We start from the raw sequence: 26,386 nt of genomic DNA, 5'->3' as shown, positions 1-26,386 counted from the left end.
GTCTGTTTGAATCCTCTTAGTCGAGCGACCGAAGCGCGGCGAGCGTGCCGCGCCGTCAGGCTGCGCCGCCGGCCAGCAGGCGGCTGACAGGGTCTTCGCGGCGCGGGCTGGAGCGCGTGGCCGTTCGCGGCGCCTCGGCCATCTGCTCCAGCATGCCCTGCAGGCGCGAGACCTGGTCACGCTGGGCTTCCAGGGCCGAGGACAGGGCGTCTCGCAGAGCGCTGGCCTGGGCCTGGGGCTCTTCGCGCAGGTCCAGCACGGTGCGGATGGCGGCGATCGGCAGGCCGACGGCGCGCAGGGCGATCACCGTCTCCAGCCGCTCGACGGCTTCGGCGTCGTAGCCGCGAACATTGCCCGACAGCCGGTGCGAGCGGACCAAGTCCTGGTCCTGATAGTGGCGCAGGGCGCGGGTGGTGACGCCCAGGCGTCGGGCCAGATCGCCGATCGACACCAGGCGCATAGGCGCGCGGGCGGGCGAGCGGAGCGGGAAGGAGACGTGGTTCATCAGGCGAACTCCACCAGGATTTCGTCGGCGGCGACAGGATCGCCGGACTTGGCGTTGACGGCTTTGACGGTTCCATCGCGCTCGGCGCGGATGATGTTCTGCATCTTCATGGCCTCCAGCACGCAGACGACCTCGCCCTCGCGGACCAGCTGGCCGGCGGCGACGTCCATCGAGACGACCAGGCCGGGCATGGGCGAGAGGACGAGCTTGGAGGTGTCGGCGGCCTTCTTCTCGGGCAGCCTGTCGTGCAGCTCGGCGTTGCGGGGCGTCAGGACCAGCACCCGGGCCTTGGCGGCGCGGTGGCGGATGGTGAAGCCCTCGGCGGCCGGCGCGACCTGGACCGTGAAGGCCTGGCCGTCCAGCCGGGCGCGGAACACCGGCTTGCCGGGGCGCCAGTCGATGGCGGTCAGCGACAGGCTGCGGCCCTCGTCGACGAGGTGGATCGTGACGCCGTCGTCGTGTTCGGAAACCTTGACGTTGCGCTTGGCGTGGCCGACGGCGACGACCCAGTCCTCACGCGGCGGGCCGGCCAGGCCTGAGGCGTAGGAGCGGGCGCGGGCGGCATAGACCCGCTGCATGGCCGCGCCGACGGCGGTCAGGATGTCCAGCTGGTCGGGCGTCGGGTTCGTGCCGGCGAAGCCGTCGGGGAACTCGTCCTTGATGTAGTTGGTCGAGATCTTGCCGGACCGGAAGCGTTCCTGGTCCATCACCGCGGCCAGGAACGGGATGTTCTGGCCCAGGCCCTCGATGTGGAAGTCCTCCAGCGCCCGGCCCATGCCGTCGATCGCCGCCAGACGGGTCGGCGCCCAGCTGCACAGCTTGGAGATCATCGGGTCGTAGTACATCGAGATCTCGTCGCCCTCGCGGACCCCGGCGTCGTTGCGAACCGTGTAGCCGTCCTTCTCGCCCTCCTCTGGAGGGGCGTATCGAACCAGGCGACCGATGCTGGGCAGGAACTTGCGGTAGGGATCCTCGGCGTAGATCCGGCTCTCGATGGCCCAGCCGTTGATCTTCAGATCCGATTGCTGGAAGGCCAGCTTCTCGCCCCAGGCGCTGCGGATCATCTGCTCGACCAGATCGAGGCCGGTGATCAGTTCGGTGACTGGGTGCTCGACCTGCAGGCGGGTGTTCATCTCCAGGAAGAAGAAGCTCTTGTCCTGGCCGGCGACGAACTCGACCGTGCCGGCGCTGTCATAGTTCACCGCCTTGGCCAGGGCGACGGCCTGGGCGCCCATGGCCGCGCGGGTCGCCTCGTCCAGCAGCGGGGAGGGGGCCTCCTCGATGACCTTTTGATTGCGGCGCTGGATCGAGCATTCGCGCTCGAACAGGTGGACGACGTTGCCGTGCTTGTCGCCCAGCACCTGGATCTCGATGTGGCGCGGGCTTTCGATGAACTTCTCGATGAAGATCCGGTCGTCGCCGAAGCTGGCCTTGGCCTCGGCGCGCACGGCCGGGAAGCCTTCCTCGACGTCCTGGCGGTTCCAGGCCACGCGGATGCCCTTGCCGCCGCCGCCGGCGCTGGCCTTGATCATCACCGGATAGCCGATCTGCTCGGCGATGGTGACGGCCTCGGCGGTGTCGGCGATCTCGCCGATGTGGCCGGGCACGCACGACACGCCGGCGGCCTGGGCGAACTTCTTGCTCTCGATCTTGTCGCCCATCGCCTGGATGGCGCCGGGGTTGGGACCGATGAACACCAGGCCCTCGTCGGCGCAGCGCTGGGCGAAGCCGGCGTTCTCCGACAGGAAGCCGAAGCCCGGATGGATGGCCTGGGCGCCGGTCTCTTTGCAGGCGGCGATGATCTTGTCGGCGACCAGGTAACTCTGTGCGGCCGGCGAGGCGCCGATGTGCACGGTCTCATCAGCCATTTCGACCGCGAGCGAGCCAGCGTCGGCGTCCGAGTACACGACGACGGTCGCGATCCCCAGGCGGCGGCAGGTCTTGATCACGCGGACTGCGATTTCGCCTCGGTTGGCGATCAGGATCTTGGTGAACATGGTCGCACCTACAGCGGGATGTTGTCGTGTTTTTTCCAGGGGTTGGAGAGTTCCTTCCCCTTGAGGCTCTTGAGGCCTCTGACGATGCGGCGACGCGTGCCGTGCGGCATGATCACGTCGTCGACATAGCCACGCTGAGCGGCGACGAACGGGTTGGCGAAGCGGTCCTTGTACTCGGCCTCGCGCACGGCCAGGGCCTCGGGGTCCTTGGCCTCCTGGCGGAAGATGATCTCGACCGCGCCCTTGGCCCCCATCACCGCGATCTCGGCGGTCGGCCAGGCGTAGTTGAGGTCGCCGCGCAGGTGCTTGGAGCTCATCACGTCATAGGCGCCGCCATAGGCCTTGCGGGTGATGACGGTGATCTTCGGCACGGTGGCCTCGGCATAGGCGAACAAGAGCTTGGCGCCGTGCTTGATCAGGCCGCCGTACTCCTGCTTGGTCCCCGGCATGAAGCCCGGCACGTCGACCAGGGTGATGATCGGGATGCTGAAGGCGTCGCAGAAGCGTACGAAGCGGGCCGCCTTGCGCGAGCTGTCGATGTCCAGCACGCCGGCCAGCACCTGGGGCTGGTTGGCGACGATGCCGACCGTCTCGCCGTCCATGCGGGCGAAGCCGCAGACGATGTTCTTGGCCCACTCGCTGCTGATCTCGAAGAAGTCGGCCTCGTCGACGATCTTCAGGATCAGCTCCTTCATGTCGTAGGGCTTGGTGGCGTCGGCCGGGATCAGGGTGTCGAGGCTGGCCTCCTCGCGATAGGCCTCGTCGAAGCTCTCGCGCTCGGGCGCGGGCTCGCGGTTGGACGAGGGCAGGAAGTCGATCAGGCGGCGCACCTGGGTCAGGGCCTCGAGATCGTTCTCGAACGCGCCTTCGGCCACGCCAGATTTGGCGGCATGAACGCGGGCCCCGCCCAGTTCCTCGGCGGTGACGACCTCGTTGGTGACTGTCTTCACGACGTCCGGGCCGGTCACGAACATGTAGCTCGTATCCTTGACCATGAAGATGAAGTCGGTGATCGCGGGCGAATAGACGTCGCCGCCGGCGCAGGGGCCCATGATCACGCTGATCTGGGGGATGACGCCGCTGGCCAGGGTGTTTTCCAGGAAGATGTCGGCATAGCCGGCCAAGCTGTCGACGCCCTCCTGGATGCGCGCCCCGCCTGCGTCGAACAGGCCGATGATCGGCGCGCCGACCTTCATGGCCTGGCGCTGGACCTTGATGATCTTCTGGGCGTGGGCGTTCGACAGGCTGCCGCCGAACACCGTGAAGTCCTTGGAGAACAGGTAGACGACCTTGCCGTTGATCGTGCCCCAGCCGGTGACGACGCCGTCGCCGGGGACCTTCTGGCTCTCCATGCCGAAGTCGGCGCAGCGGTGCTCGACGAACATGTCGAACTCCTCGAACGAGCCTTCGTCCAGCAGGAGATCGATGCGCTCGCGGGCGGTCAGCTTGCCCTTGGCGTGCTGGGCCGCGACCCGTTTCTCGCCGCCGCCAGCCTTGGCCTGTTCGCGACGACGGTCGAGTTCTTCGAGGATGCGCTGCACCGGATACGATCTCGCAATGGGAAGACAGGGTTCTTCGAGCATGCGGCCTGTGAAGGCGTCCGCAAATTGAAAATTGGCGAAGTTGGAAAACTCGTCCAGATTGACGCCCCAAAATACGCCGTAAATCGGGCGTTCGCAGCGAGGTTGCGACGCTCGGATCTGCAAATTTGCAAAGTTGTGAAGATGCGCGAGAAGCTTTTCATCGGTCCGCGACTGCGGCTGTTGCGCCAGGCGCGCAGCTGGACGCTGGAGGTGTGCGCAGCGCGTCTGGGGCTGTCGCCCAGCTATCTGTCGCAACTGGAAGCCAATCAGCGGCCCGTCACCGCGCGGGTGCTGATCGACGCCATGCGGGTGTTCGAGGTCGACGCCGCGGCCCTGGACGCCGCCGACGACCAGCGCCTGATCGCCGACCTTCGCGAGGCCGCCGCTGATCCGGTCAGCGGCGAGGACGCGCCGGGCCTTGGCGAGATCAAGCAGGTGGTGACCAACGCCCCGCAGTTCGCCCGCGCCTATCTCGCCTTGCACCGCGCCTATCGCCAGCTGGACGAGCGCCTCAAGCAGACGGAAGAGGCGGTGTCGCTGGACGAGCGCGGGGCGGCCAGCGCGCTGCTGCCCTACGAGGAGGTCCGCGACTTCTTCCACTACAAGGACAACTACATTCACGCCCTTGATCTGGCTGCCGAGGCCCTGGCCGGCGAGCTGGGCCTGGAGGAGGGCGCGGGCGTCGAGGCGGCGCTGGAACGGCGGCTCGCGGCCCTGGGGGTCACGACAGAGCGCTCGCGCGAGTTCGATCTGCTTCGCCGCTATGATCCCGAGACTCGGACGCTGCTGTTGGGCGCGTCCCAGCCGGCGGCGACGCGCGCGTTCCAGATGGCCTATCAGATCGCCGCCATGACCCTGTCGCAGGTGGTCGAGGCCGAGCTGACCGCCGCCTCGTTCCGCAGCGAGAGCGCCGCTCAAGTCTGCCGAACAGGCCTCTTGAACTACGCCGCCGGGGCGCTGCTGCTGCCCTATGAGCGCTTTCGCGAAACGGCCCGGCGCGTGCGCCACGACGTCGAGCAGTTGAGCCTGATCTTCCAGACCAGCCTGGAGCAGGTCTTCCACCGTCTCAGCACGCTGCAACGGTCGGGCGCGCGGGGCGTGCCGTTCTACTTCGTGCGGCTGGACCGGGCGGGCAACATCACCAAGCGTCACAGCGCTACGCGCTTCCACTTCGCGCGCTTCGGCGGGGCGTGCCCGATGTGGAACGTCCACGACGCCTTCAGCCGGCCCGACGCCTGGCTGGTGCAGTTGGCGCAGATGCCCGACGGCGTGCGTTACGTCTGCATCGCCAAGGGGGTGGTGAAGCCTTCAGGGGCCTATCTGCAGGCCGACCGCCGCTACGCCCTGGGGCTGGGCTGCGAGGCGCAATATGCCGACCAACTGGTCTATGCCGACGGGCTGGATCTCGCCGGCCCGTCCGCGCCGATCGGCGTCAGCTGCCGGATCTGCGAGCGGGTCGACTGCACCCAGCGCGCCTTCCCGCCGGTCGATCGCAAGTTCGAGGTGCTGGAGAACGATCGCCGCTGGGTGCCCTACAGCCTCTAGAAGAAAGGGCCCGGCGGCTTTCGCCACCGGGCCTCTAAAGTCTCTACGGCTGCCCCCGTAGAGGTCAGGCGGCGACCATGCCGTCGTCATAGGCGGCCGCTTGGCCAACCAGGGCGACCGCCTTGGTCGAGGTCAGCTCGGCGCCGTAGGTCGCCGTGCCGTCATAGGCCTTGGTCAGAAAGGCGCGGGTCGCCTCGTTGTAATGGCCGACATTGGCCTCCATCCCCGCATACATCAGGAAGCCGGCCATCGCCGCCTTAGCGCCCAGGGCGTCGTGGCCAGCAGTTGTGAAGTAGCTCTGCTGCGAGACGATGTAGTCCACCGCAGCATTGACGTTGATCCCGGCCGCCGCGGCCTTGGTGTTGCCGATGATGGCGTCGTAGGCCTTGGTCACGGCGTCGCGGAAGGTCAGGGTGTCGTAAGCGGTCTTGAAGGTCGCCGCGCCCGTGCCGCTCATGGCCTGGTTGATGGCGAAGGCGATGTACTTGTTGCCGGTGTTGTAGATCGCATAGGCGTAGTCGGTCAGGTCGGCCGGATTGGTCGAGCTGTCGATCAGCTCGGTCAGCGCCGCCTGGGTCGGGGTCTTGCCGGTGAAGAAGTTCATCGCCTGCAGCGCCAGGGCTGAGGTGTCGATCGAGTAGCCGATCATCTTGTCGATGAAGACGGCCTTGGTGATCTTGTTGGCGATGACGTCGGCCTGCAGCGCGGCCAGGGCCTTCATCTCGGTGTAGAAGGCGTTGGCGACCTTCTCGCCATTGGGGCCGGTCAGGAATTCCGAAAGCGCCTTGGACGAGTTGGCCGAGATGCCGGCCATGATCTTGTAGACGTCCTGGATCTGGGCTTCGGTCAGGGTGATCGGGTTGGCGACCGTGCCGCCGCCGCCCGTTCCAGCCCCGAATGCGACGCTGATCGGAGTGTCCAGCGGCCACTTGGTCAACGCGTCTTTCAAGGTCTGGACGCCGAGGTTGATCAGGGCTGGATTGGCCTCGACCTGGGCCAGAGCCGCGTCGACGTCGGGCGTCAGCACGTTGAAGCTCTTGAGCAACGCGCGCAGCTCGATGAACTTGAAGCTGGCCTGGATCAGGCCGCTGTCGACCAGCTGGATCAGGAATTGGAAGTCGCGAAGCGTCGGCTCGGCCATGGTTGAGTTCCCTCCGGAGCCTTCCCCTCGCACCACGCGTCACCCTGGGCCCCGAAACGGTTCTACAATCGGGGGTTAAGGCCTCGACATCCCCTGAACTGGGGGTTTGCAAAGGCGCGTCGAGCGCGTCGCCTGCAGAATTTCCCGTTTCAGGCGATCGAAAAGGCGCGAATCACAGCCGTATGACAGCAGCGCTTACGCAAGGTGAGGGTGTGGCGATTGCATGCTTAAGCGGCTGACGGACGTCACGCAGCTGGAAGGCCTGGTGCGCTATTCGCGTGGTGTCGCCTTGTCACGCCTGGCCTTGGTCGCGGGCTTCGTCCTGCTGCTGGTGATGTTCACACCCTGGCGTATCGCCTTACTGGGGGCGGTGGAGCTGGGCCTCTACGTCGCGCTGTTCCTGGCCACCGAGCTGGCCGTACGGCATTCGGACCCGATCAAGGCCCACAGACGACTGGCGCTGCAGTCCGACATCCTGATGCTCCTGCTGGTAACCAACGCCTGCTGGATCGCGGTGCAGATCCGGCTTTACGATCAGCCCGAGACCCTGGTGGAGTCCGCGCTTCTGGCCATCTGCGTCCTGCTGTTCGCGGCGCTGCGGGTGCATCTGACGCGGGTCAGTTACGTCGTGGGTGTGGTCCCGCCGGCCCTGACCCTGATCTGGATCGCCATCGACTGGAGCGCGCCGCTGCAGCCTGGCCCCTACGCCTTGTCGATGACGCTGTTCGTGGCGGCCGTTCTTCTCGTCACCGCGCGCCAGCAGGCGACCGACCGGGCACTGACCCGAGCCATGCGCGAGCTGACCCGCAAGAACGTCGCCCTGACCCAGGCGGTCAACGAGACCCGCGCCGCCAACCGCTCCAAGGACGAGCTGCTGGCGGTGGCCAGTCATGAGATCCGCACGCCCTTGAACGCCATCATCGGCTTTGGTCGGGCGTTGCGGGGCGAGCCGCTTTCGCCGCGCCAGGCCGAGCTGGCCGAGGGCGTGTTGGAAGGCAGCCAGCACCTGAACCGCCTCCTGGGCGGAGTGCTGGACCTGGCGCGCGGTGATCGGTTGCGGGGCGCGCTGGACCTTTCGCCCGTCGACCTGCGCAAGACCGTGCGCGGGGTCGTCCGGGTGTGGAGCGGCCATGCGCGCGCGATCGGCGTGACCCTGACCCTCGACGACGCCGATCCGACGGTGTCGTTCCAGGTCATGGCCGACCTTGTCCGGGTCGAGCAGACCTTGGTGAACCTGGTCTCCAACGCCCTTGCGGTCGTGACGCCCGGCGGAGCGGTGACGGTGCGGTTGGCAGGCGTGATCCAGGATCACGCTGTGCGCGTGCTGATCGATGTGGTCGACACCGGTCCGCCGATCCATCCCGAAGAACGCGCGATGATGTTCGAGGCCTATGAGCAGACCCGCCGTGGCCGCGCCGAAGGCGGTACGGGCCTGAGCCTGAAGATCTGCGCCCAGAACGTGGCCCTGATGGGCGGCGAGATCGGCGTCGATCCGCCCGAGAGGGCGCCGCGTGGTCCGGTGGGGGCGGTGTTCTGGTTCGCTTTCGATGCGCCGCTGGAGGGCGGCTCCGTCCGCCGCGAGCGCCCGCCGAGGCTGGACGCCGCTGATGAGATCCGGGTGTTGGCGGCCGAGGACAACGCCGCGAACCGCCGGGTTCTGGCCCTGGCTCTGGAGGGGGCTCCGGTCGATCTGACCTTCGCCGAGGACGGGGCGCAGGCGCTGGATCTGTGGCGGGCGGGCGGCTTCGACCTCGTCCTGATGGACGTCAACATGCCGGTGCTGGGCGGCCGCGAAGCGGTGCGCGAGATCCGCAAGGCCGAGGGCGGAGGGCGGCGCACGCCGATCTGGATGCTGACCGCCAATGTCTTTCCCGAGGACGTCGAGCGCTATCGCGGCGACGGGGCGGACGGCGCTCTGCGCAAGCCGTTAGACGTCGCGGCGCTCTACGCGCTGCTGGCCGAGGTGGCGCAGGCCAAGCTCGTTCGAAGCTGACGCACGGCGCGGCCACAGGCCGCTAATTCCATCCCCGAAGTTGCACAATTTGAGCGCGATCATGTGCGTCGAGCGCCTAAACGCGGGTCTCGACGGCCTCAATTTGTCCTGAAGACAAAATCTTCAGAAGGGGCAAAAAAGCCCATTGAAAAAGAATGACTGCGCTGTCATTTTGCCATTGCGGCAGTGGCGTACCGGTGTTACCGCTAACTTGTCCCACCTGTTCTGGTTGTCCGGAGCGCGGGGCTGAAAGCGGTCGGAGGCTTCCGGCGCACAACGATAACAGCGCCCCACAGAGGGCTAAAACTTTAGGGGGAAGGCTATGAAGCGGCTCCGTCGCCTCCATGCGTCTGCGTCTTGTCTCGCCATTTCGGCGGCCGTTCTGGCCAGCCCGGCGACGGCTCAGCAGATCCACGACACCACCGTCGACGAGGTGGTCATCACCGGCATTCGCGCCTCGCTCGAGCGGTCGATCGAGATCAAGCGCACCAACAGCGGCGTGGTCGACGCCATCTCCGCCGAGGACATCGGCAAGTTCCCGGACACCAACCTGGCGGAGTCGTTGCAGCGGATCACCGGCGTGTCCATCGACCGCACCAACGGCGAAGGCTCGCAGGTCACGGTCCGCGGCTTCGGCGGCGGCTTCAACCTGGTGACCCTGAACGGCCGCACCATGCCGACGGCGGACGTCGCCACGGTGGGCGGCGACCAGTCCTCGGACGACGCCAAGGGCACCAGCCGCTCCTTCGACTTCTCGAACCTGGCGTCGGAAGGCGTCACGACGCTGGAGGTCTATAAGACCGGCCGCGCGGCCGTGCCGTCGGGCGGCATCGGCGCCGCCATCAACGTCAAGACCCGCCGTCCGCTGGACTCGCGCCAGCACGGCCTGTCGGGCAGCATGGGCGTCAAGGGCGTCTACGACACCAGCATGTCCAAGCGACTGGAGGACGCCTCGAAGATTACGCCGGAAGTCTCGGGCCTGCTGAACTGGCTGGATGACAGCGAGAAGTTCGGCGTGGCGCTGTTTGGCAGCTACCAGAAGCGCAACTTCACCAGCCGCTCGGCGACGTCGAACGACTGGAACATCCGCACCTACAGCGAGTTCCTCGACCCGGCCAACAACTTCGTCCGGGCTGGCGGCGCGACCCAGATCACCAATGCGCCCAAAAGCCTGGACGCCCTGGTCGCGATCCCCAACGACAGCCGCTACCACTTCTCGCAAGGCCAGCGCGAGCGGATCAACGGTCAGTTGACGGCGCAATTCCGTCCGATCGAGACCCTGACGATCACCGCCGACGCCCTCTACGCCCGCAACAAGGCGTTCGAGCGCCGCAACGACAGCTCCAACTGGTTCAACCGGCCGTTCGACAAGGTCACCTTCGACGACAACCCGGTGATCTCGACGGCCGTGCTGCTGCAGGAAACCCTGAGCGGTACAAAGGACATGGGCTTCGAGCAGCAGTATCGCGGCAATGAGGACAGCCTGAAGTCCTTCGGCCTGAACGCCGACTGGGAACTGTCTGACCGCATGCGCCTGAAGGTGGACGGCCATATCTCCAAGGCCGACTCCAAGCCCAACTCGCCGAACGGCGCCAGCTCGACCGCCGTGGCCATCGCCGCGCCGATCATCTCCAGCCACTCGGTCGACTACAGCGGCAAGATCCCGGTCCAGTCGTTCACGATCAACGATGCGGCTCCGCGCGGCAACGCCAACGGCGTGCTGGACGTCGGCGATCTGGGCAGCCAGGTCGGCCGCACCTGGACTCAACGCCAGCAGCACGAGGTCAAGGAGATCCGGGCCGACCTGACTTGGGATCTCGACGACAACGGCAGCCGCCTGGACTTCGGGGCGGACTATCGAACCAGCCAGATGACCCAGTCCAACTCCGCCACCGAGCAGGACCTGGGCAGCTGGGGCGTCTCCAGCCCCGGCGACGTGAAGCAGTACGCCGGCAACCTGGTCCAGGCCTTCTGCATGGCCTGCAAGTTCGACAAGTTCGATCCGCGTCAGAGCGGACCGGGCCTGGTGTCGTTCCGCAGCGACGCGGTCGAGCTCTACAACACCCTGTCGCCGGTCTATGTCGGCCGGGGCAATCCGGTTCGGATCGTCGCCCAGAACAACAACCGCGTCGACGAGGACATCGCCGCCGTCTACGGACAGCTGACCTGGAAGGCGGAGCTGGCCGGCCGTCCGGCGACCCTGGTCACCGGCGTCCGCTACGAGCAGACCAAGGTCACCTCGACCTCGCAGATCCGCACGCCGACCGGCATCGTCTGGACTGCCGACAATGACTTCCGGATCGACACGGCCAGCACCTTCCAGCCGCTTTCGGGCAAGGGCAAGTATAACAACCTGCTGCCGGCCCTGGACTTCAGCGTCGATCTTCGCGACGACCTGATCGGCCGCGTCTCGTTCAGCCGCACCATCGCTCGGCCGGACTACGTCAACCTGTTCGCCGCCCAGACGGTGGAGAAGCCTGCGCGTCCGACCATGAACGGCGCCGTTCCGCTGGGCACGTCGGGCAACCCGGACCTGGAACCGCTGATCTCGGACAACTTCGATGTCTCGCTGGAGTGGTACTACAAGCCCGGCAGCTACATCTCGGCGGGCTTCTTCGAGAAGCGGGTGAACAACTTCATCGGCACCGGCACCGTGATGCAGAACCTGTTTGGCCTGCGTGACGTGACCTCGGGCGCGCCGGGCACCCGCTCGGCCCAGGCCAAGGCGCTGCTGGACTCGATCGGCGCCGGCCAAAGCGACGTGAACCTGTTCACGATGGCGGCCCTGTTGCAGACCACGGGTTCGTCGGCCGCGGCCACCGCGCAGTTCCAGGCCAATCGCGGCGCCGGCGGCGACCTGAACCAGGGCTTCGTCGACGCCATCCTGGCGGCGGTCGATATCTCGCCCAACAGCACCGATCCGCTGCTGAACTTCCAGGTGGCCAAGCCGATCAACAACAAGACCGGCAAGATCCACGGCTTCGAAATCGCCGCCCAGCACTTCTTCGGCGATACGGGCTTCGGCGTCTCGGCGGCCTATACGATGGTGCGCGGCGACGTCGAGTTCGACAACGGCGCGCCGCCCAGTCAGGACCAGTTCGCTCTGCTGGGCCTGTCGGACACCGCCAACGCCACCCTGATCTTCGACAAGTACGGTCTGTCCGCGCGGCTTGCCTACAACTGGCGTGACCGGTTCCTGCAATCGACCAACCGCGGCAACGGGCGTAACCCCGTCTATGTGGAGCCGTTCGGTCAGCTGGATTTCAACGTCAGCTATGACGTGACGGAAAAGCTGGCGGTCTCGCTGGAAGGCATCAACCTGACCAAGGAGAGCCTGCGGACCTACGGCCGCGACCCGAACCAGCTGTGGTTCGCCCAGGAGCTGGACCGCCGCTTCCTGCTCGGCGCCCGCTACCGCTTCTAGATCGGAAGTCCTGGAGGCAGGGGAGGGGATCGCCGCGCTTGCGGCGGTCCCCGTCTTCCTTTGAAGTACGCGTAAAGGGGCGGGAAATGACCAACCGGGTTCTGCTGAACAATGTCGACCACGCCGACCTGCGCGTGATCGCGGGTCACGGCGTCGCGTTCGGCGACGGGATCAACCAGGTCCTGGTCCTGCCGACCGAGTTCGAGGCCGTGCAGCGCGAATATCCGATCCTGATCCGCCAGGACCCGGACGGCGGCTGGCAGGCGGTGGCCCTGCTGGGGCTGGAGCGCGACGAGAACCTGTTTCTGGACGAGACCGGCTGGAACGCCCGCTATGTGCCGGCGGTGCAGCGGCGCGGGCCGTTCTCGATCGCCCTGCAGCGCGCCGGTGAAGCGGCGCGGCCGATGATCCATGTCGATCTCGACCATCCGCGCATCAGCCGCGACGACGGCGAGCGCCTGTTCCTGCCGGCCGGCGGCAACGCGCCTTACCTCCAGGGCGTCAACCAGGCTCTGGCGCAGATCCACAACGGGCTGGAGATCGCCGGCCCGATGTTCGCCGCCTTCGAGGAGCTGGGCCTGATCGAGCCGATCGACATCGAGATCAAGCTGGACGACCAGACGACCTACGACTTGCCCGGGATTTTCACCCTGGCGCCTGATCGCCTGGCGGCGGTGAGCGGCGAGGCGTTGGAGCGGCTGCATCAATCGGGCCTGCTGCGCGCGGCCCAGTGGATCGTGTCGTCCCTGGGTAACGTCGAGGCGTTGGTCGCTCGCAAGACGCAGCGGCTGGCGACGCAATGACCGCAATCACTGCCCGTCGGACGCTGGAAACTAAGGTCGCCTCGGCGGTCGAGATCCCGTTCGACGCGGTGCTGGCGGGGCAGACCCCGATGCTGTTCAAGGGTCTGGCTGGCGATTGGCCGTTAGTGCGGGAAGGTCTTAAATCCAGCCAGGCGGCTCGCGACTATCTCCGCGCCCACGACCAGGGCGGCCGCGTGGTGGGTTACAGCGGGGATCCGTCGATCCAGGGTCGGTTCTTCTACGGCGACACCCTGACGGCCATGAACTTCAAGGCCGAACGCGCGCCGCTGGAGATTTTCCTGCAGCGCCTGGAGGCCGCCGAGGGCCGCGACGACGCTCCGTCGGTCTATGTCGGTTCGGCTGATCTCGACGCCTACTTCCCGACCCTGAAGGCGGCCAACGATCTGGGCTTGGGGGCCGAGGTGTTCGGCCCCGAACCGCCTATGGCCGGCATCTGGATCGGCAATCGCACCACGGCCGCGGCCCATTTCGACATGTCCAACAACATCGCCGTCTGCGCCGTGGGCCGGCGGTGTTTCACCCTGTTCCCGCCGGATCAGGTCGCCAACCTCTATCCCGGCCCGCTGGAGCCGACGCCCGGCGGCCAGGTGGTCAGCCTCGTCGATTTCCAGCGACCCGACTTCGACGCCTATCCCGGCTTTCGCGACGCCATCGGTTCGGCCCAGGTCGCCGAGATGGAGCCCGGCGACGTGCTCGTCTACCCCGCCCTGTGGTGGCACCAGGTCGAGGCGCTGGATCCCTTCAACGTGCTGGTGAACTACTGGTGGAACACGGCGCCCGCCCACATCGACACGCCGATGAACACCCTGCTGCATGGCCTGCTCAGCCTGCGCGATCGGCCCGATTTCGAGAAGCAGGGCTGGAAGGCGCTGTTCGACTACTACGTCTTCGGGCCCGCCGAACGCGCCGGCGCGCATCTGCCGCCAGCGGCGCGCGGACCGCTGGGGACCATGGACGACATGACGGCCCGCCGCCTGCGCGCGCAGCTGCTGGATCGTCTCAACAGATAAGAAACTTGGGGGAAGCGCTATGACCGGTCAGGTCGTGAAGAAGGTGGTCGTCGCCGGCGGCGGCTCGGCCGGCTGGATGGCGGCGGCGGCGCTGTCGCGGCAGCTGGGGCCGCTCTTGGACATCACCCTGGTCGAGTCCGACGAGATCGGCACGGTCGGGGTCGGCGAGTCGACGGTGCCGACCGCGCGGACCTTCAACGCCCTGCTGAACCTCGACGAACGCGAGTTCATGGCGGCCACCCAGGCGACCTTCAAGCTGGGCATCTCGTTCGAGAACTGGGGCGAGATCGGCGACCGCTACATCCACTCGTTCGGCAAGATCGGGAAGGGGACCTGGCTAGGCCATTTCCACCACTTCTGGCTGGAGGCGCGGCGACAAGGGTTCGGCGGCGACCTAGGCGACTACTGTCTGGAGCTGAAGGCGGCCGAGCAGGACAAGTTCTTCACCGACGAGACCTCATCGGTGAACTACGCCTATCACATCGACGCCACGCTCTACGGCCGCTACCTGCGCGGCAAGTGCGAGGACAACGGCGTGCGCCGGGTCGAGGGCAAGATCGTCGAGGTCCGCAAGCACGCCGAAGACGGATCGATCGCCGCTCTGGTGCTGGAGTCGGGCAAGGTGATCGAGGGCGACCTCTTCATCGACTGCACGGGCTTCAAGGGCGTGCTGATCAACGGCGCGCTGGATGTCGGCTTCGAGGACTATGGGAAGTGGCTGCCCAACGACCGCGCCTGGGCGGTGCAGACCAGCACCGACGTGCCGCCCGGCCCCTACACCCGCGCCATCGCTCACAAGGCCGGCTGGCTGTGGGGCATCCCGCTGCAGCAGCGGGTTGGCAACGGTCTGGTGTTCTCCAGCCAGTTCATGAGCGACGAGGAAGGCCTTCAGCTGCTGCACCAGATGGTCGAGGGCGAGATGCTGATCGAGCCCAAGCTGATCAAGTTCCGCGCCGGTCGCCGTCACAAGGCCTGGCACAAGAACGTGGTCTCGCTGGGCCTGGCCGCCGGCTTCATCGAGCCGCTGGAATCGACCTCGATCCACATGATCATGATCGCCATCCACCGGCTGTTGCAGCTGTTCCCGTTCCAGGGCTGCAACGACGCCATCAGCGACCGCTTCAACCATCTCGCCAACGACGAGATCGAGAAGATCCGCGACTTCATCGTGCTGCACTACAAGGTGACCGAGCGCACCGACAGCCCGTTCTGGGACCACTGCCGGACCCAGGAGGTCCCCGACAGCCTGGCCCATCGCCTGGAACTGTTCCGTGACAACGGACACGTGTTCCAGGCCCCGGGCGAGCTCTTCCAGATCGACTCGTGGCTGCAGGTGATGCTGGGCCAGCGGCTGGAGCCGCAGGGGCATCACCACATGGGCCGGCTGATGCCACCGCAGCAGCTGAAGCAGGCGTTGGGCGACCTGGCCCGCAACATCGACGGCGCGATCGCCGGCATGCCGTCTCACCAGGCCTTCATCGACCGTTACTGCCCCGCGCCGCGCTGGGGCGCTTAGGCGTCGAGCGGCGCGAGCAGCTTCTGAAGTGTGGCGCCGATACGGGCTACGGCCGGATCGGTATCCGCCAGACCCATCGCCCGCAGTTCACCGCCGACACGCGCGCCGATGGCCAGCAGCGGACGGCTGGTGACCTGGGCTTGCGCCAAGGCCTCGACGGCTTCCGCGTAGCGGGCGGCGTTGAGGTTTTCCAGCGCCCAGGCGCGGGCGGCCTTGCCGGTGTCGCGGCGCAGGGTCTTGTCGGCGACCAGGCGCTCCAGGGTCTCGCGAAGTTCCTCAACGACGATCTCGCCATCGACCTTGAACACCAGGTCGTCGGGCAGTTCGCCGTAGAAGCCGGCGCGCGCCACCACGGTCGGGCGGCCGCTGAGCATGCCCTCGCAGGCCGAGCCCGAGGCGCCTTCCAGCACCGGCTTACGCAGGGCGACCATGACGTCGGCCTCGTCCAGGCGCTTGTCCAGGGTGTCGTCGTCGACAGCGCCGTCGATGATCAGGTGCGCAAAGCCCACCTCGGCGGCGACGGCCTCCAACTTGGCGCGCTCGTCGTCCGAGATCGGGCCGACCAGGCGGTAGGCGCAGGCCTTCAGGGCGTCCGAGCCGCCGATGGCGCGGATGACGTCGGCGACGCGCTTGTTGGGGTTCATCACCCCGACGGTGGTCAGGGTCAGCTGGCTCTTGGCCTTGGGCGGTCCGGGCGGCGTGGCGCGGTCGGGGCAGCACAGCGGCGTGACGGCTACGGGACCTGGGCAGGCGGCTTCCAGCTTGGGCGCGTAGAAGTGGGCGTGGGCCAGGGCGGCCTCGCAGCGGCCGGCCAGCCACTCGGTCATCGGCAGCTTCGACGCGATCTCGCCCATGTCCAGCATCTGGCCCGAGCGAACGGCGACTGCATGCGGCTCGGCCTGCGGGCCATAGGTGGCGACGATCTCCGCGTCATGCCGGCGATAGTCCAGACCGTTGTAGTGCAGCCAGCCCGAAAACAGGTTGTAGATATAGAAGTCGTGGAAGATCCCCAGGCACGGCGCGGCGTCCAGGATGGCGAACACGCCGGCGTGGAAGGGATAGTTGTCGCCGATATTGACGATGACCACGTCGAACTGGGTCCGCAGGCGCGAGAGGTCGTACGAGCGCCAGTGATGCACCGGCAGGCGCGTCGGGTGCAGCGGCTCGGCCGCGTCGTCCTGCTCCTCGCAACGCAGGATCTCGACCTCGTGGCCGCGCGCGGCCAGGGCCTTGGCGACCTCGGCGCTGACCCGGCCGATCGACGAGCGCAGGACGAAGGGCGTCACCCAGCAGATCTTCATGGGCTTTACGTCCTAGCGCTTCAGGAGACGCTGCTCGGCGTCGCCGCCGGGGCGCACGAAGGCGATGTTGGCCGAGATCACCTTTGCGGCCGCCTTGGCGTTGGTCGGCTCGGCCGCGCTGGTCGCCTCATCGATGATGTAGGCCTTGAAGCCGTGGTCGGTGAAAGCCTTGAACCACTGGGCCGGGGTCTGACCCACGCGCTTGAGGTGCTCGGGACCGAACTCGGCGACGATGGCCAGGTCGGGGTTCCTGGCGATCACGCCGCCCATGCCGGCCAACACGTCCAGCTCGGCGCCCTCGACGTCGATCTTCACGACGTCCATGCGCTTGGCAGGCGCGACGTCATCCAGGCGCACAACCTCGACCTGGATCTCGCGCGAGCCCTCGGTCTCGGGCAGGGCGTACAGCGAGCTGTGGCCGATGATGTCGCTGACGTGGAAAGTCAGCTGGCCGGCCTTCTCGCCCACCGCTTGGTCGCGCACCTCGACCCACGACAGGCCGTTAAGGTGCTTCATCTTCTCGAGGTTCGACCGCGGCACGGCCTCGGGTTCGAAGGCGATGACCTTGCCGCCTGGCCCGGCAGCCGAGGCCATGACCAGGGTCAGCAGGCCGATATTGGCGCCCACATCGGCGACCACCATGCCCGGCTGCACCAGGCGGCGCAGAACATCGGTGGTCCCGGGCTCCAGGCCCTTGCTGGTGGCGTTGGCCAGCATGGTCACGAAGGTGGGCAGGGCGCGCGGGGCCATGACGTAGCCGTCGCGCATGCGGATCGCCATCGACTCCTCGTCATAGGCGATCAGCGGTCGGGCCTTGATCTCCAGCTCATCGAAGCGCGGGCCGAACATCGAGGCCAGCTCGCCGAAGCCCTGCGTGTTGAGCAGCTCGATGCGCTGGGTCGTCGGCTCGATGCGCGCCAGCTGTGCCGACATCGCTTGCATGATCGCGGTCGACGCCTGCTGCTGCTGAAGCACGGCCTGCAGCAGGATCTGGGTGTGGTCCAGCCGGACCTGGGTCGCGTAGAGCTCGGTCGACAGGGCGCCCAGATGCGCGCGCGTCTCGCCCAGCTGGTGCTCGACGCTGGCCTGCAGGTAGCGCCGCGCATAGTTGGCTACGGGTCCGACCAGAGGGCCGATCAGGCGGCGGGCGAAGCCGAAGCGGCGACGCGGAGGCGGCCCGCCCTCAGCGGAAGAGCCGGGCGGCGGCGCGCCAGGCGCTTCAGCGGCGACGGTGGCGTCGGAACGCATGGCGGAGCTGATCGCCATGTCCAGGCGTGCAGGCCTCAAGACGGTTCTTCCCGAAACGTGAGACGGAGCCAGCGCTCCGAAGACGTCTCGTCTAGACCAGAATCCCACCGTGCAGGAAGGACGAAAGATCGCCCACCAGGCTGATCGAGCTGCCATCGTCGAAGTGGAACGACATGCTGTGCAGCTGGGAGATCGTACTCACGTCATAGAGCACGCGCGTGTCGAACATCACGATGTCCGGACCGTTCACCATCGCTTCGATGCGAGTGGTGTGGGCCACGAAGTAATCGATGAATTCCTTGGCGATGTCGTAGGTCGTATGGGCCGGGGCGGTTGGAACCGGCTCCGGCTGCGGCGTCAGCGGCGGGGTGGTCTCGCCATTGCCGCCGACGGGCGGAGTTGTGGTTTCCGGCGTGTCGGTCGGCGGCGTATCCGGCGTCTGATTGTTGTGGTCGCTCGGCGCGACCGTGACGTGCTCGCCCTTGGCGATCAGCTCGGCCAGGATATTCGGAAGCTTGGCGACCTCGATCACCGAGATCTTCTGCGCGCCGGCCTCGCCGACCAGGCCGCGCACCAACTGCACGGCTTCGACCGTCGGCGCGCCGTTCAGGCCCAGGCCCAGACGCACGTCGATGGTCCAGGCAGCGCTCTCGGTCGATAGGATCGGCGAAACCGTGAAATCGTGGCCGACGGCGGCGCCGCTCAGCATGACGGTTTCAGAGGTTCCAGCGCCCTCGGCAGGATGCGGCAGGGTCATCAGCAGGCTGACCAGGGTCAGCACCGATGACACCGTATGCGCCGGGCTGTTGTCGAGGGTGACCGCGTGCGTGCCGACCGTCTGATGCGCGACGCTGTCGCCAGCCTGGAGGGGCGCAGCGTTGACGTCGCCGAAGTCGAGCGCCGCGGCCGCGGCGGCCATCGCCGCACGGGCGGCCGGATCCACGGTCACGGCCGGGCCCGCGCCATCCGACGCGAGCAGGGCGGCGGCCAGGATCAGAACAGCCTGGTTGGCTGGCAGCTGGATGGTGTCGTAGCCGCTCTGCGGCAGGCTCACCCCCGCCACGCCAGCGGTCAGGCCGGCGTTCGAGCTGGACGACAGCAGTACGGGACGGCTGGCCTGTTGCGTGTGATGCGACGCGCCCTTGCCGGCCTCGAGCTCGCCAGCCTTGGCTTCGCCCGTCTTGAAGAAGGCGGTGCCGACCACAGCCACCAGCAGGGCGGCGGGGTGGATCGACAGGTTGCCGCCGCTGTCGTTGCGGCGGATCAGCGGGTGACGCGCCACCATGTTGCGCACCAGGGCCGTGAAATCGAAACCGCGCGCGATCTCTTCATAGGCGGCGCCGGCGATGATGTACTCGCCGTCGATGCGCGCGAAGTGGATCACCACCTCGCCATCGTCCTGGCGGTAGAAGCAGAACCACGGCTCGTTCTCGTCGCTCATCCCGCGATCGGTGCCGACACTGATGCCGGCGCGGATCAGAGCGCCCTCGACCCGATAGAACTCGGCCAGCTCCTGCTGGCTCCAGTCGGCGGGGCGCGGGGTCGCGTGCGGCGTCAGCCGCGGCGAGCGCTGAAAGAACGAAAGGACCTGAGCGGCCATGCGGCGGTAGCTTCCCCCACGCCTGTTGCAACGAGTCTATATATAAGGTCGCCGGCCCCCAGCCGACGGAGCAATCTAGCCGATCTGTTCTTCGCTGACCAGAACCTCGCCAAAGAGGATCTCGTAGGTGATCGGATCATAGAAGCGCATCAGCTCGCGCACGAAGATCTTCTCCGAGACCTCCAGCGCCCGCGCCCAGTCGCGATAGCGGTCGGGCGGGATGCGGCCGCGACCGGTCTCCAGCTGCGAGATGAAGGTGTAGTAGTCGGCGCCGACCTTGGCGGCGAGCTGACGCTGCGACAGGCCGGTGGCCTCACGCTGCTCCTTGAGCCATCGGCCGCCCTCGCGGCGGAGGTCTTGAACCTCCGTAGCGCTGCGGCGTTGTGGATTGCCGTACATAATCAAAGCCCTCGCACTCGTCAGAAGCGGGGAGCGCGACCGCGCGCTCGCCTGAACCGACGCATGATTTCTCATTATATATACCCTGCCAGGCGAGGGGGTACAAGGATCGCGACATAGGAATTTGCTGTACCGGTATGAAAAATGCTGTACAGCTCGAATTCGGCTATTGTCGACGTATGACGTTTGCTCTATAGCCGTCGCTGCTCCCATGCGCGCCGTTTGGCCGCAGGGGGTGTGGGATTACTTTGGGAGACAGAGCCAGATGGCTTATGTAGACACGCTGCTCGCAGCCTATAAGAACGCCAACGGTGGCGTTGAAGCCGATGCCGCCAGCAAGCTGGCGATCGGTTCGTATGCTCAACAGGTCGAACTCGGCAAGGACACGCCGGACGGCGCCCTGTCGAAGACCCTGGCCCTGAACAGCGACACGACCGCTGTCGTTCTGGCCACCTACCAGTTCTTCACGGGCTCGGCCCCGTCGGCGGCTGGCCTGACCTATTTCCTGAATTCGTCGACGAACACGAATGACCTGAACGACACGGGCGGCCTGTACGCCTCGTTCAACCAGGAAAGCCGCTTCATCAACTTCTCGATCAACCTGGCTCTGGGCAGCAGCTCGGCCGCCCAGTTCGCCACCGACTACGGCAGCGTCACGATCGCTCAAACCGTTTCGACGGCCTACAACAAGATCATCGGCAACAGCGTCGCTCAAGCTGCTGGCGTTGACGTTGACGCCGCCGTCGCCTGGCTGTCGCGCCAGTCCAACATCACGGCCCTGACCGGCTTCGTGCGCGCCAACAACCCGACCTTCACGACCGCTCAAGTCGATCTGGCCGTCAAGGCTGCTCTGATCGGCCAGATCCTGAACATCGCCGTTTCGAACAGCCTGGGCGGTTACGCCGAGGCCATCAACGCCGCGATCAAGGACTACAGCGACGACGGCGCCCTGACCGGCAACACCGACGCCGGCATCAACCTGATCGTCGCCTATCCGCCGACCGGCAGCACGGGCGAAACCAAGAACCTGACCGCTGACATCGACACCCTGACGGGCACGTCGGGCAACGACAGCTACACGGGCGTTTGGGACGGCGTTGCCGCTGGCAACAAGACGACCATCAACGCGCTCGACACCATCGGCGGCGCCGGCGGCAATGACTCGCTGACGATCAACGCTCTTCAGAACCTGACCACCGCTGATCTGGCTTCGGTGACCATCACCAGCATCGAAACGATCAACCTCCGCGGCGCTCAGGACATCGGCTTTGACTCGTCGGCTTATGCTGACGTCACCGCCCTGAACGTGAAGCAAGCTGTGAACGTTGACGTTGACGCTGCTGGCACCACGGCCGTTTCGGTTACCAACGCGACCGGCTCGATCCAAGTTGATGGCGGCTCGACCGTCACGGTGGCCGACTCGACCACCAACAACAACATCACCATCGGCGCTAACGAAGCCTCGACCGGCGCTGTCACCGTGACCGACGCCAACCTCGGCAACGGCTCGATCGACGTCAGCGGCGGCACCGACATTTCGGTGACGGCGACGAAGGCGACGAACGGCTCGATCTCGGTCGGTGACACCGGTGATCGTCCGACGGGCGCTGTGGTGATCAACACCACCGGCGTGGCCTACAACGCTACCGGTCAGACGACTGCCGACGTGACCGTGCGCGGTGGCACCACCGTCGTCGTGAACGCGACGGCGACGACCTCGACCGCTGCGGCCGCTACCGCGACCAACGTCGGCAACGAGATCACTCAAGCCAACATCGACATTCACGCTTACGACAGCAACACGTCGGTCACCGTGAACCAGTCGGCCCCGGTCGATGCGGTTAACGCTGTCGCCGCTGCTGGCGCTCAAGAAGTGCAGACCATCACGTTCGCGGCCATCACGGCCGGCCAGACCGTGACCATCAACGGCCTGACCTTCACGGCTGCTGTGAACCTGACGGCTGCTCAAGTCGCGTCGGCCTTCGCCAACGTGAAGAACGGCGGCGTCCAAGGTTCGGCTTCGAACTCGCTGGGCACCTACACTGGCGCGTTCAACGGCCAGGCCGGTTCGACCGGCGCCGTGACCACCACGGGCACGACCAGCACCGTCACCTACACGGGTACGGCCGTTTCGGGCAGCCAGGGCCTGCTGACCCCGACCGGTACGGCGACCACCCTGCCGACCGTTGTCGAAGTCACCGACGGCGTGACCTTCGTTGACGCGGTTACCGGCGTTGCCGGTATCATCGGCGGTGAAGTGTACATCGACAGCCACGCCACGACCGACAAGGTCGCCACGGTTTCGCTGGCCGGTTACGGCGGCACGGGCTCGACGATCGAGTCGAACGCGCTGAAGACGCTGAACCTGAAGGACAGCCACAACAGCACCCTGACCGTGACGAGCACCGCTACGTCGCTGGCTCTGGGCCTGAACAACGTCGGTTATGTGAACGCCGCTGGCGCCAAGGTCTTCTCGACCGTGGACCTGGGCGCGAGCTACACCACGCTGAACGTGGCCGCTTCGGGCGCTAACTCGTACACCACCCTGGCCGCGGGCGGCGTCACCGCTCTGACCGTCTCGGGCGACAAGACTGTCGACTTCGGCACCACCTCGCTGGGCGCTCTGAAGACCGTCGTCGTCACCGGTTCGGCTGGCGTTTCGCTGAACGCCTCGGGCGCCAACGTGACCTCGGTTGACACCACGGGCACCACCGGTTCGAACACCTTCACCATCAACGCCGCGACCGCGACGTATGCTGGTGGCGCTGGTAAGGACACGGTCACCCTGTCGAGCACGACCGTGACCAAGAACGTGACCCTGGGCGCCGGCGACGACGTCCTGAAGCTGGCCACGGGCACCACGAGCGTGACCGGCGTCCTGTCGGGCGGCGACGGCATCGACACCCTGGAAGTGGCTGCTGCTGACGCTGCCACCCTGTCGGCCTCGAACGCTTTCGAAGCCAAGTTCAACGGCTTCGAAAAGCTCGGCGTCCGCGCTCTGGCCTCGAACACCACGAACACCGTGGACATCGCCAACCTGAACGACATCAACTACGTCGTTTCGGCTGGTGGCTTCGCTCAAAACCAGAGCAGCACGGTCACGATCACCCGCGGTACGGTTGAAGCGGGCGATACCTTCGCCTTCACGATCGGCACCACCACGGTGACCTACACCACCAACGGTACGGACACCGCGAACGACGTTGCTACCCAACTGGCCAACCAAATCACGCTGGCCGGTATCGGTGTTACGTCTTCGGTTGCTGGCGGCGTTATCACGCTGACCTCGCCGACCGCGTTCACCATCACCGGCACCACGGCCACGAACGGTGGCGCGACGGCCGACTCGAGCACCGTTGCTGCTACGGCCATCGCGGCTGGCACGCCTGCTGGCACTCTGGCTCTGACCAACTTCGTTGCTGGTGGCACGCTGGAACTCACGGGTGCGGCCGCCAACACGTCGGTCGCTCTGGTTGACGCCACGGGTACCTCGGACGTCCTGAACCTGATCACGAAGAACGGTGGCAACATCAACTTCGGCACCGTGACCGCCGCTGGCGTCGAAACCATCGCCATCACGGCGACGGACTCGACCCCGACGACGATCAACACCCACACGGTCAGCCTGGCCGATGCTGCTCTGAAGACGGTGACCATCGGCGGCAACGCCAAGGTTGTCCTGACGCACAACAGCGACGCCCTGACCTCGATCGACGCCTCGGCCAACACCGGTGGCGTGACCGCGACCACCCTGGCTACGGCCGGCGCTGCCGCCACCATCACCGGTGGTTCGGGCGCTGACACCCTGACGGCTCTGCACTCCAACGACGTCCTGATCGGCGGCGCTGGTGCGGACGTCCTGAAGGTCGGCGCGGGCGCCAACCTCGTCACCCTGACCGGTGGCGCTGGCGCTGACACGTTCCAGATCCTGGGCGCCGCGGCGAACGTCAACAGCTACGCCACCATCACGGACGGCACTGCTGGCGACATCATCAAGTTCGTCGACAGCGCGGGCCCTGAGTCCTTCACCTCGGCCAAGCTGGCCCTGGGCGGCACCGCCGTGTTCCAAGACTTCGCCAACCTGGCGATCGCGAGCACGGACACCGGCGCCATCACCTGGTTCCAGTTCGGCGGCGACACCTACGTGGTCGAGAACATCTCGAACAACGCGTCGGCGTTCGTCAACGGTACGGACATCATCGTGAAGCTGGCTGGTCCGGTCGACCTGTCGACGGCTTCGTTCAGCGCCACGTCGCAGACGCTGGTCCTGGCCTAATCTTCTTCGGAAGAGGACGAGGCGGCTCGCCGCCTCGTCCAGCCTTAGAAACCCCCGTGCGGTTCGCCGCGCGGGGGTTTCTTTTTGTCCGGACTACACGCTAGGCGCTAAGGCTTGCGTGGGCGTACCCGCCATGGTCTACGCCGAGAAGGGGGCGCTCATTTCGGCCATATTTTCATGGTCGAGACGCCACCTCAGTTGTTACTGTACACGACCCGCCCGTTCGAGCGGTTGTCCTGAAGGCCCGCAATGATCTTCACCCGCTCCGGCTCGAAGCCGACCGTTCTCGACCAAGCCGTGCTGGTCGCTAAGCCGGCTGTGATCGCCGCTATGGTCTTCAGCTTCTTCATCAACATCCTGGCCTTGGTCAGCCCGCTGTACATGCTGCAGGTCTATGACCGGGTGCTGTCCAGCCGGAACGTTGCGACCCTGGTGGCGCTGACGGCGATCTGTATCTTCCTGTTCTTGATCTACGGCCTGCTGGAGGCCCTGCGCACCCAGGTGCTGGTGCGGGGCGGCCTGAAGTTCGACAACGCCGTGCGCGATCCAATCTTCAAGTCGGTGCTGGATTCGACGCTCAGCCGTCGCGGCGCGGGCAGCCAGGCGTTCCGCGATATGGATCAGGTCCGCGACTTCATGACCGGCGGCCTGATCGCCTTCTGCGACGCGCCGTGGACGCCAGTGTTCATCATCGTCTCATGGATGCTGCACCCGTTCTTCGGCATCCTGGCGATCATCAGCTGCTTCATCATCTTCGGCCTGGCGGTACTGAACGACAACGCCACCAAGATGCCGGTCCAGATGGCCACCATGGCCTCGATCGCCGCCCAGAACGACGCCGGCGCGACCCTTCGCAACGCCGAGGTCATGAAGGCCATGGGCATGTGGGGCGGCTTGCAGGCGCGCTGGCGCGGTCGCCGCGACGAGCAGGTGGCTTGGCAGGCCTCGGCCAGCGACGCCGGCGGCGCGGTGATGTCGGGCATCAAGGTGTTCCGCCAGGTCGTCCAAACCCTGATCCTGGGCGGCGGCGCCTATCTGGCCATCCAAGGCGACATCTCGGCCGGCTCGATGATCGCAGGCTCGATCCTGGTGGGCCGCGCCCTGGCGCCGATCGAAGGCGCTGTGGGTCAGTGGAAAGGCTTCATCGGCGCTCGCGGGTCTTGGGACCGCTTGCAGGAAATGCTGCGCGCTGAAAAGAACACCGAAGACCACATGTCTCTGCCCGAGCCCAAGGGCGTGCTGTCGGCCGAGGCGGCTTCGATCCTGCCGCCAGGCGCGCAGCAGCCGACCATGCGTCAGGCCAGCTTCCGCATCGAGGCCGGCACGTCCGTGGCGCTTGTCGGCCCCAGCGCCGCGGGCAAGAGCTCGCTGCTGCGTGGCCTCGTCGGCGTGTGGCCCTGCGCGGCTGGCGTGATCCGTCTCGATGGCTACGACATCAAGCAGTGGGATCCCGAAAAGCTGGGCCGTCATATCGGCTACCTGCCGCAGGACATCGAACTGTTCCAAGGCACTGTGGCTCAGAACATCGCCCGCTTCACCGAGTTCGACGCTCAGGAAGTCATCGCTGCGGCGACCCTGGCCGGCGTGCACGAGATGATCCAGGGCCTGCCCGAGGGTTATGACACGCCGATCGGCGAGGGCGGTGCGTCGTTGTCTGGCGGCCAGCGTCAGCGTCTGGCCTTGGCCCGCTCGGTATTCCGCATGCCGGCCCTGCTGGTGCTGGACGAACCGAACGCCAGCCTGGACCAGGTGGGCGAGGTCGCTCTGATGCAGGCCATGAACCAGCTGAAGGCCGCCAAGCGCACGGTGATCTTCGCCACGCACAAGGTCAATATTCTGAGCCAAGCCGACTACATCATGGTCATCAACCAGGGTGTGATCGCCGACTTCGGTCCGCGCGACGCGATGTTGGCCAAGCTGACCGGCGCGGCCGCGCCGCAGAGCCCCCCGCCGGTCGCGCCGACGCCGATCCAGGGCGCGCACTGACGCCGTCGCGCGCCGGTCCGCCATTCCCGTTTCCTGGC

Annotated in this window: 16 protein-coding genes; 8 read left to right on the top strand and 8 right to left on the bottom strand. The window is 66.5% G+C overall.

Annotated features, from left to right (window positions below):
- Window positions 1-55: 55 nt before the first annotated feature.
- From E1H18_RS02920 to E1H18_RS02910, 3 genes are read right to left on the bottom strand one after another with little or no spacing between them, the layout of a single operon-like run.
- Window positions 56-505: a MerR family transcriptional regulator gene (locus E1H18_RS02920; protein ID WP_172263510.1), complete on the bottom strand. Its 450-nt coding sequence runs from the start codon at window positions 503-505 to the stop codon at window positions 56-58.
- Window positions 505-2,502 carry an acetyl/propionyl/methylcrotonyl-CoA carboxylase subunit alpha gene (locus tag E1H18_RS02915; RefSeq protein WP_172263508.1) on the bottom strand — a complete coding sequence of 666 codons (1,998 nt, stop codon included), beginning with the start codon at window positions 2,500-2,502 and terminating at the stop codon, window positions 505-507. Before E1H18_RS02915 ends, E1H18_RS02920 begins: the two co-directional genes overlap by 1 nt.
- Before the next feature lie 8 nt (window positions 2,503-2,510).
- Window positions 2,511-4,043, bottom strand: a complete 1,533-nt coding sequence (locus E1H18_RS02910) for an acyl-CoA carboxylase subunit beta (protein ID WP_172263506.1) — start codon at window positions 4,041-4,043, stop codon at window positions 2,511-2,513.
- Between the two features lie 183 nt (window positions 4,044-4,226).
- Here E1H18_RS02910 and E1H18_RS02905 point away from each other — a divergent pair, with 183 nt between their 5' ends.
- Complete coding sequence (locus E1H18_RS02905) at window positions 4,227-5,630, top strand: short-chain fatty acyl-CoA regulator family protein (RefSeq protein WP_172263504.1); 1,404 nt, start codon at window positions 4,227-4,229, stop codon at window positions 5,628-5,630.
- Window positions 5,631-5,694: 64 nt separating this feature from the next.
- Here E1H18_RS02905 and E1H18_RS02900 read toward each other — a convergent pair whose 3' ends face one another.
- Entirely contained in the window at window positions 5,695-6,771 is a 1,077-nt protein-coding gene (locus E1H18_RS02900) for a hypothetical protein (RefSeq protein ID WP_172263502.1), read from the bottom strand.
- A 223-nt stretch (window positions 6,772-6,994) separates the two neighbouring features.
- On the opposite strand from E1H18_RS02900, the gene E1H18_RS02895 reads away from it, so the two are divergent.
- From E1H18_RS02895 to E1H18_RS02875, 5 genes are all read left to right on the top strand, one after another.
- Window positions 6,995-8,764: a response regulator gene (locus tag E1H18_RS02895; protein WP_172263500.1), complete on the top strand. Its 1,770-nt coding sequence runs from the start codon at window positions 6,995-6,997 to the stop codon at window positions 8,762-8,764.
- 322 nt (window positions 8,765-9,086) lie between these two features.
- Window positions 9,087-12,188: a TonB-dependent receptor gene (locus tag E1H18_RS02890; RefSeq protein WP_172263498.1), complete on the top strand. Its 3,102-nt coding sequence runs from the start codon at window positions 9,087-9,089 to the stop codon at window positions 12,186-12,188.
- 86 nt (window positions 12,189-12,274) lie between these two features.
- Window positions 12,275-12,991: a SapC family protein gene (locus E1H18_RS02885; RefSeq protein ID WP_172263496.1), complete on the top strand. Its 717-nt coding sequence runs from the start codon at window positions 12,275-12,277 to the stop codon at window positions 12,989-12,991.
- Window positions 12,988-14,022 (top strand): cupin-like domain-containing protein, encoded by a 1,035-nt coding sequence (locus E1H18_RS02880; RefSeq protein ID WP_172263494.1) that lies wholly within the window; start codon window positions 12,988-12,990, stop codon window positions 14,020-14,022. Before E1H18_RS02885 ends, E1H18_RS02880 begins: the two co-directional genes overlap by 4 nt.
- A 19-nt stretch (window positions 14,023-14,041) precedes the next feature.
- Window positions 14,042-15,538, top strand: coding sequence for a tryptophan halogenase family protein (locus E1H18_RS02875; RefSeq protein ID WP_172263492.1), 1,497 nt, complete (start codon window positions 14,042-14,044; stop codon window positions 15,536-15,538).
- Here E1H18_RS02875 and E1H18_RS02870 read toward each other — a convergent pair.
- From E1H18_RS02870 to E1H18_RS02855, 4 genes are all read right to left on the bottom strand, one after another.
- Window positions 15,535-16,839 carry a glycosyltransferase family 4 protein gene (locus E1H18_RS02870; protein ID WP_172263490.1) on the bottom strand — a complete coding sequence of 435 codons (1,305 nt, stop codon included), beginning with the start codon at window positions 16,837-16,839 and terminating at the stop codon, window positions 15,535-15,537. The genes E1H18_RS02875 and E1H18_RS02870 overlap by 4 nt on opposite strands.
- 12 nt (window positions 16,840-16,851) lie before the next feature.
- Entirely contained in the window at window positions 16,852-18,126 is a 1,275-nt protein-coding gene (locus E1H18_RS02865) for an FkbM family methyltransferase (protein WP_172263488.1), read from the bottom strand.
- Window positions 18,127-18,178: 52 nt separating this feature from the next.
- Window positions 18,179-19,687 (bottom strand): hypothetical protein, encoded by a 1,509-nt coding sequence (locus E1H18_RS02860; RefSeq protein ID WP_172263486.1) that lies wholly within the window; start codon window positions 19,685-19,687, stop codon window positions 18,179-18,181.
- Between the two features lie 75 nt (window positions 19,688-19,762).
- Window positions 19,763-20,086, bottom strand: a complete 324-nt coding sequence (locus E1H18_RS02855; RefSeq protein WP_172263484.1) for a helix-turn-helix transcriptional regulator — start codon at window positions 20,084-20,086, stop codon at window positions 19,763-19,765.
- A 265-nt stretch (window positions 20,087-20,351) separates the two neighbouring features.
- Between E1H18_RS02855 and E1H18_RS02850 the strand changes: the two genes are divergently transcribed.
- On the top strand, window positions 20,352-24,362 hold the full coding sequence (locus E1H18_RS02850) for a hypothetical protein (protein ID WP_172263482.1): 4,011 nt from the start codon (window positions 20,352-20,354) through the stop codon (window positions 24,360-24,362).
- Between the two features lie 252 nt (window positions 24,363-24,614).
- Window positions 24,615-26,348: a type I secretion system permease/ATPase gene (locus tag E1H18_RS02845; RefSeq protein WP_172263884.1), complete on the top strand. Its 1,734-nt coding sequence runs from the start codon at window positions 24,615-24,617 to the stop codon at window positions 26,346-26,348.
- Window positions 26,349-26,386 lie beyond the last annotated feature (38 nt).

Origin of the sequence: Caulobacter sp. RHG1 (genome assembly GCF_013181195.1) — a bacterium.
Taxonomy (GTDB): domain Bacteria; phylum Pseudomonadota; class Alphaproteobacteria; order Caulobacterales; family Caulobacteraceae; genus Caulobacter.
Note: the sequence above shows the minus strand (reverse complement) of the source record. Positions and strands in the feature narration are given on the sequence as shown.

Coding starts and splice junctions, on each gene's coding strand:
- E1H18_RS02920 (WP_172263510.1), bottom strand. CDS start 505: ATGAACCACGTCTCCTTCCCGCTCCGCTCGCCCGCCCGCGCGCCTATG.
- E1H18_RS02915 (WP_172263508.1), bottom strand. CDS start 2,502: ATGTTCACCAAGATCCTGATCGCCAACCGAGGCGAAATCGCAGTCCGC.
- E1H18_RS02905 (WP_172263504.1), top strand. CDS start 4,227: ATGCGCGAGAAGCTTTTCATCGGTCCGCGACTGCGGCTGTTGCGCCAG.
- E1H18_RS02900 (WP_172263502.1), bottom strand. CDS start 6,771: ATGGCCGAGCCGACGCTTCGCGACTTCCAATTCCTGATCCAGCTGGTC.
- E1H18_RS02895 (WP_172263500.1), top strand. CDS start 6,995: ATGCTTAAGCGGCTGACGGACGTCACGCAGCTGGAAGGCCTGGTGCGC.
- E1H18_RS02890 (WP_172263498.1), top strand. CDS start 9,087: ATGAAGCGGCTCCGTCGCCTCCATGCGTCTGCGTCTTGTCTCGCCATT.
- E1H18_RS02885 (WP_172263496.1), top strand. CDS start 12,275: ATGACCAACCGGGTTCTGCTGAACAATGTCGACCACGCCGACCTGCGC.
- E1H18_RS02880 (WP_172263494.1), top strand. CDS start 12,988: ATGACCGCAATCACTGCCCGTCGGACGCTGGAAACTAAGGTCGCCTCG.
- E1H18_RS02875 (WP_172263492.1), top strand. CDS start 14,042: ATGACCGGTCAGGTCGTGAAGAAGGTGGTCGTCGCCGGCGGCGGCTCG.
- E1H18_RS02870 (WP_172263490.1), bottom strand. CDS start 16,839: ATGAAGATCTGCTGGGTGACGCCCTTCGTCCTGCGCTCGTCGATCGGC.
- E1H18_RS02860 (WP_172263486.1), bottom strand. CDS start 19,687: ATGGCCGCTCAGGTCCTTTCGTTCTTTCAGCGCTCGCCGCGGCTGACG.
- E1H18_RS02855 (WP_172263484.1), bottom strand. CDS start 20,086: ATGTACGGCAATCCACAACGCCGCAGCGCTACGGAGGTTCAAGACCTC.
- E1H18_RS02850 (WP_172263482.1), top strand. CDS start 20,352: ATGGCTTATGTAGACACGCTGCTCGCAGCCTATAAGAACGCCAACGGT.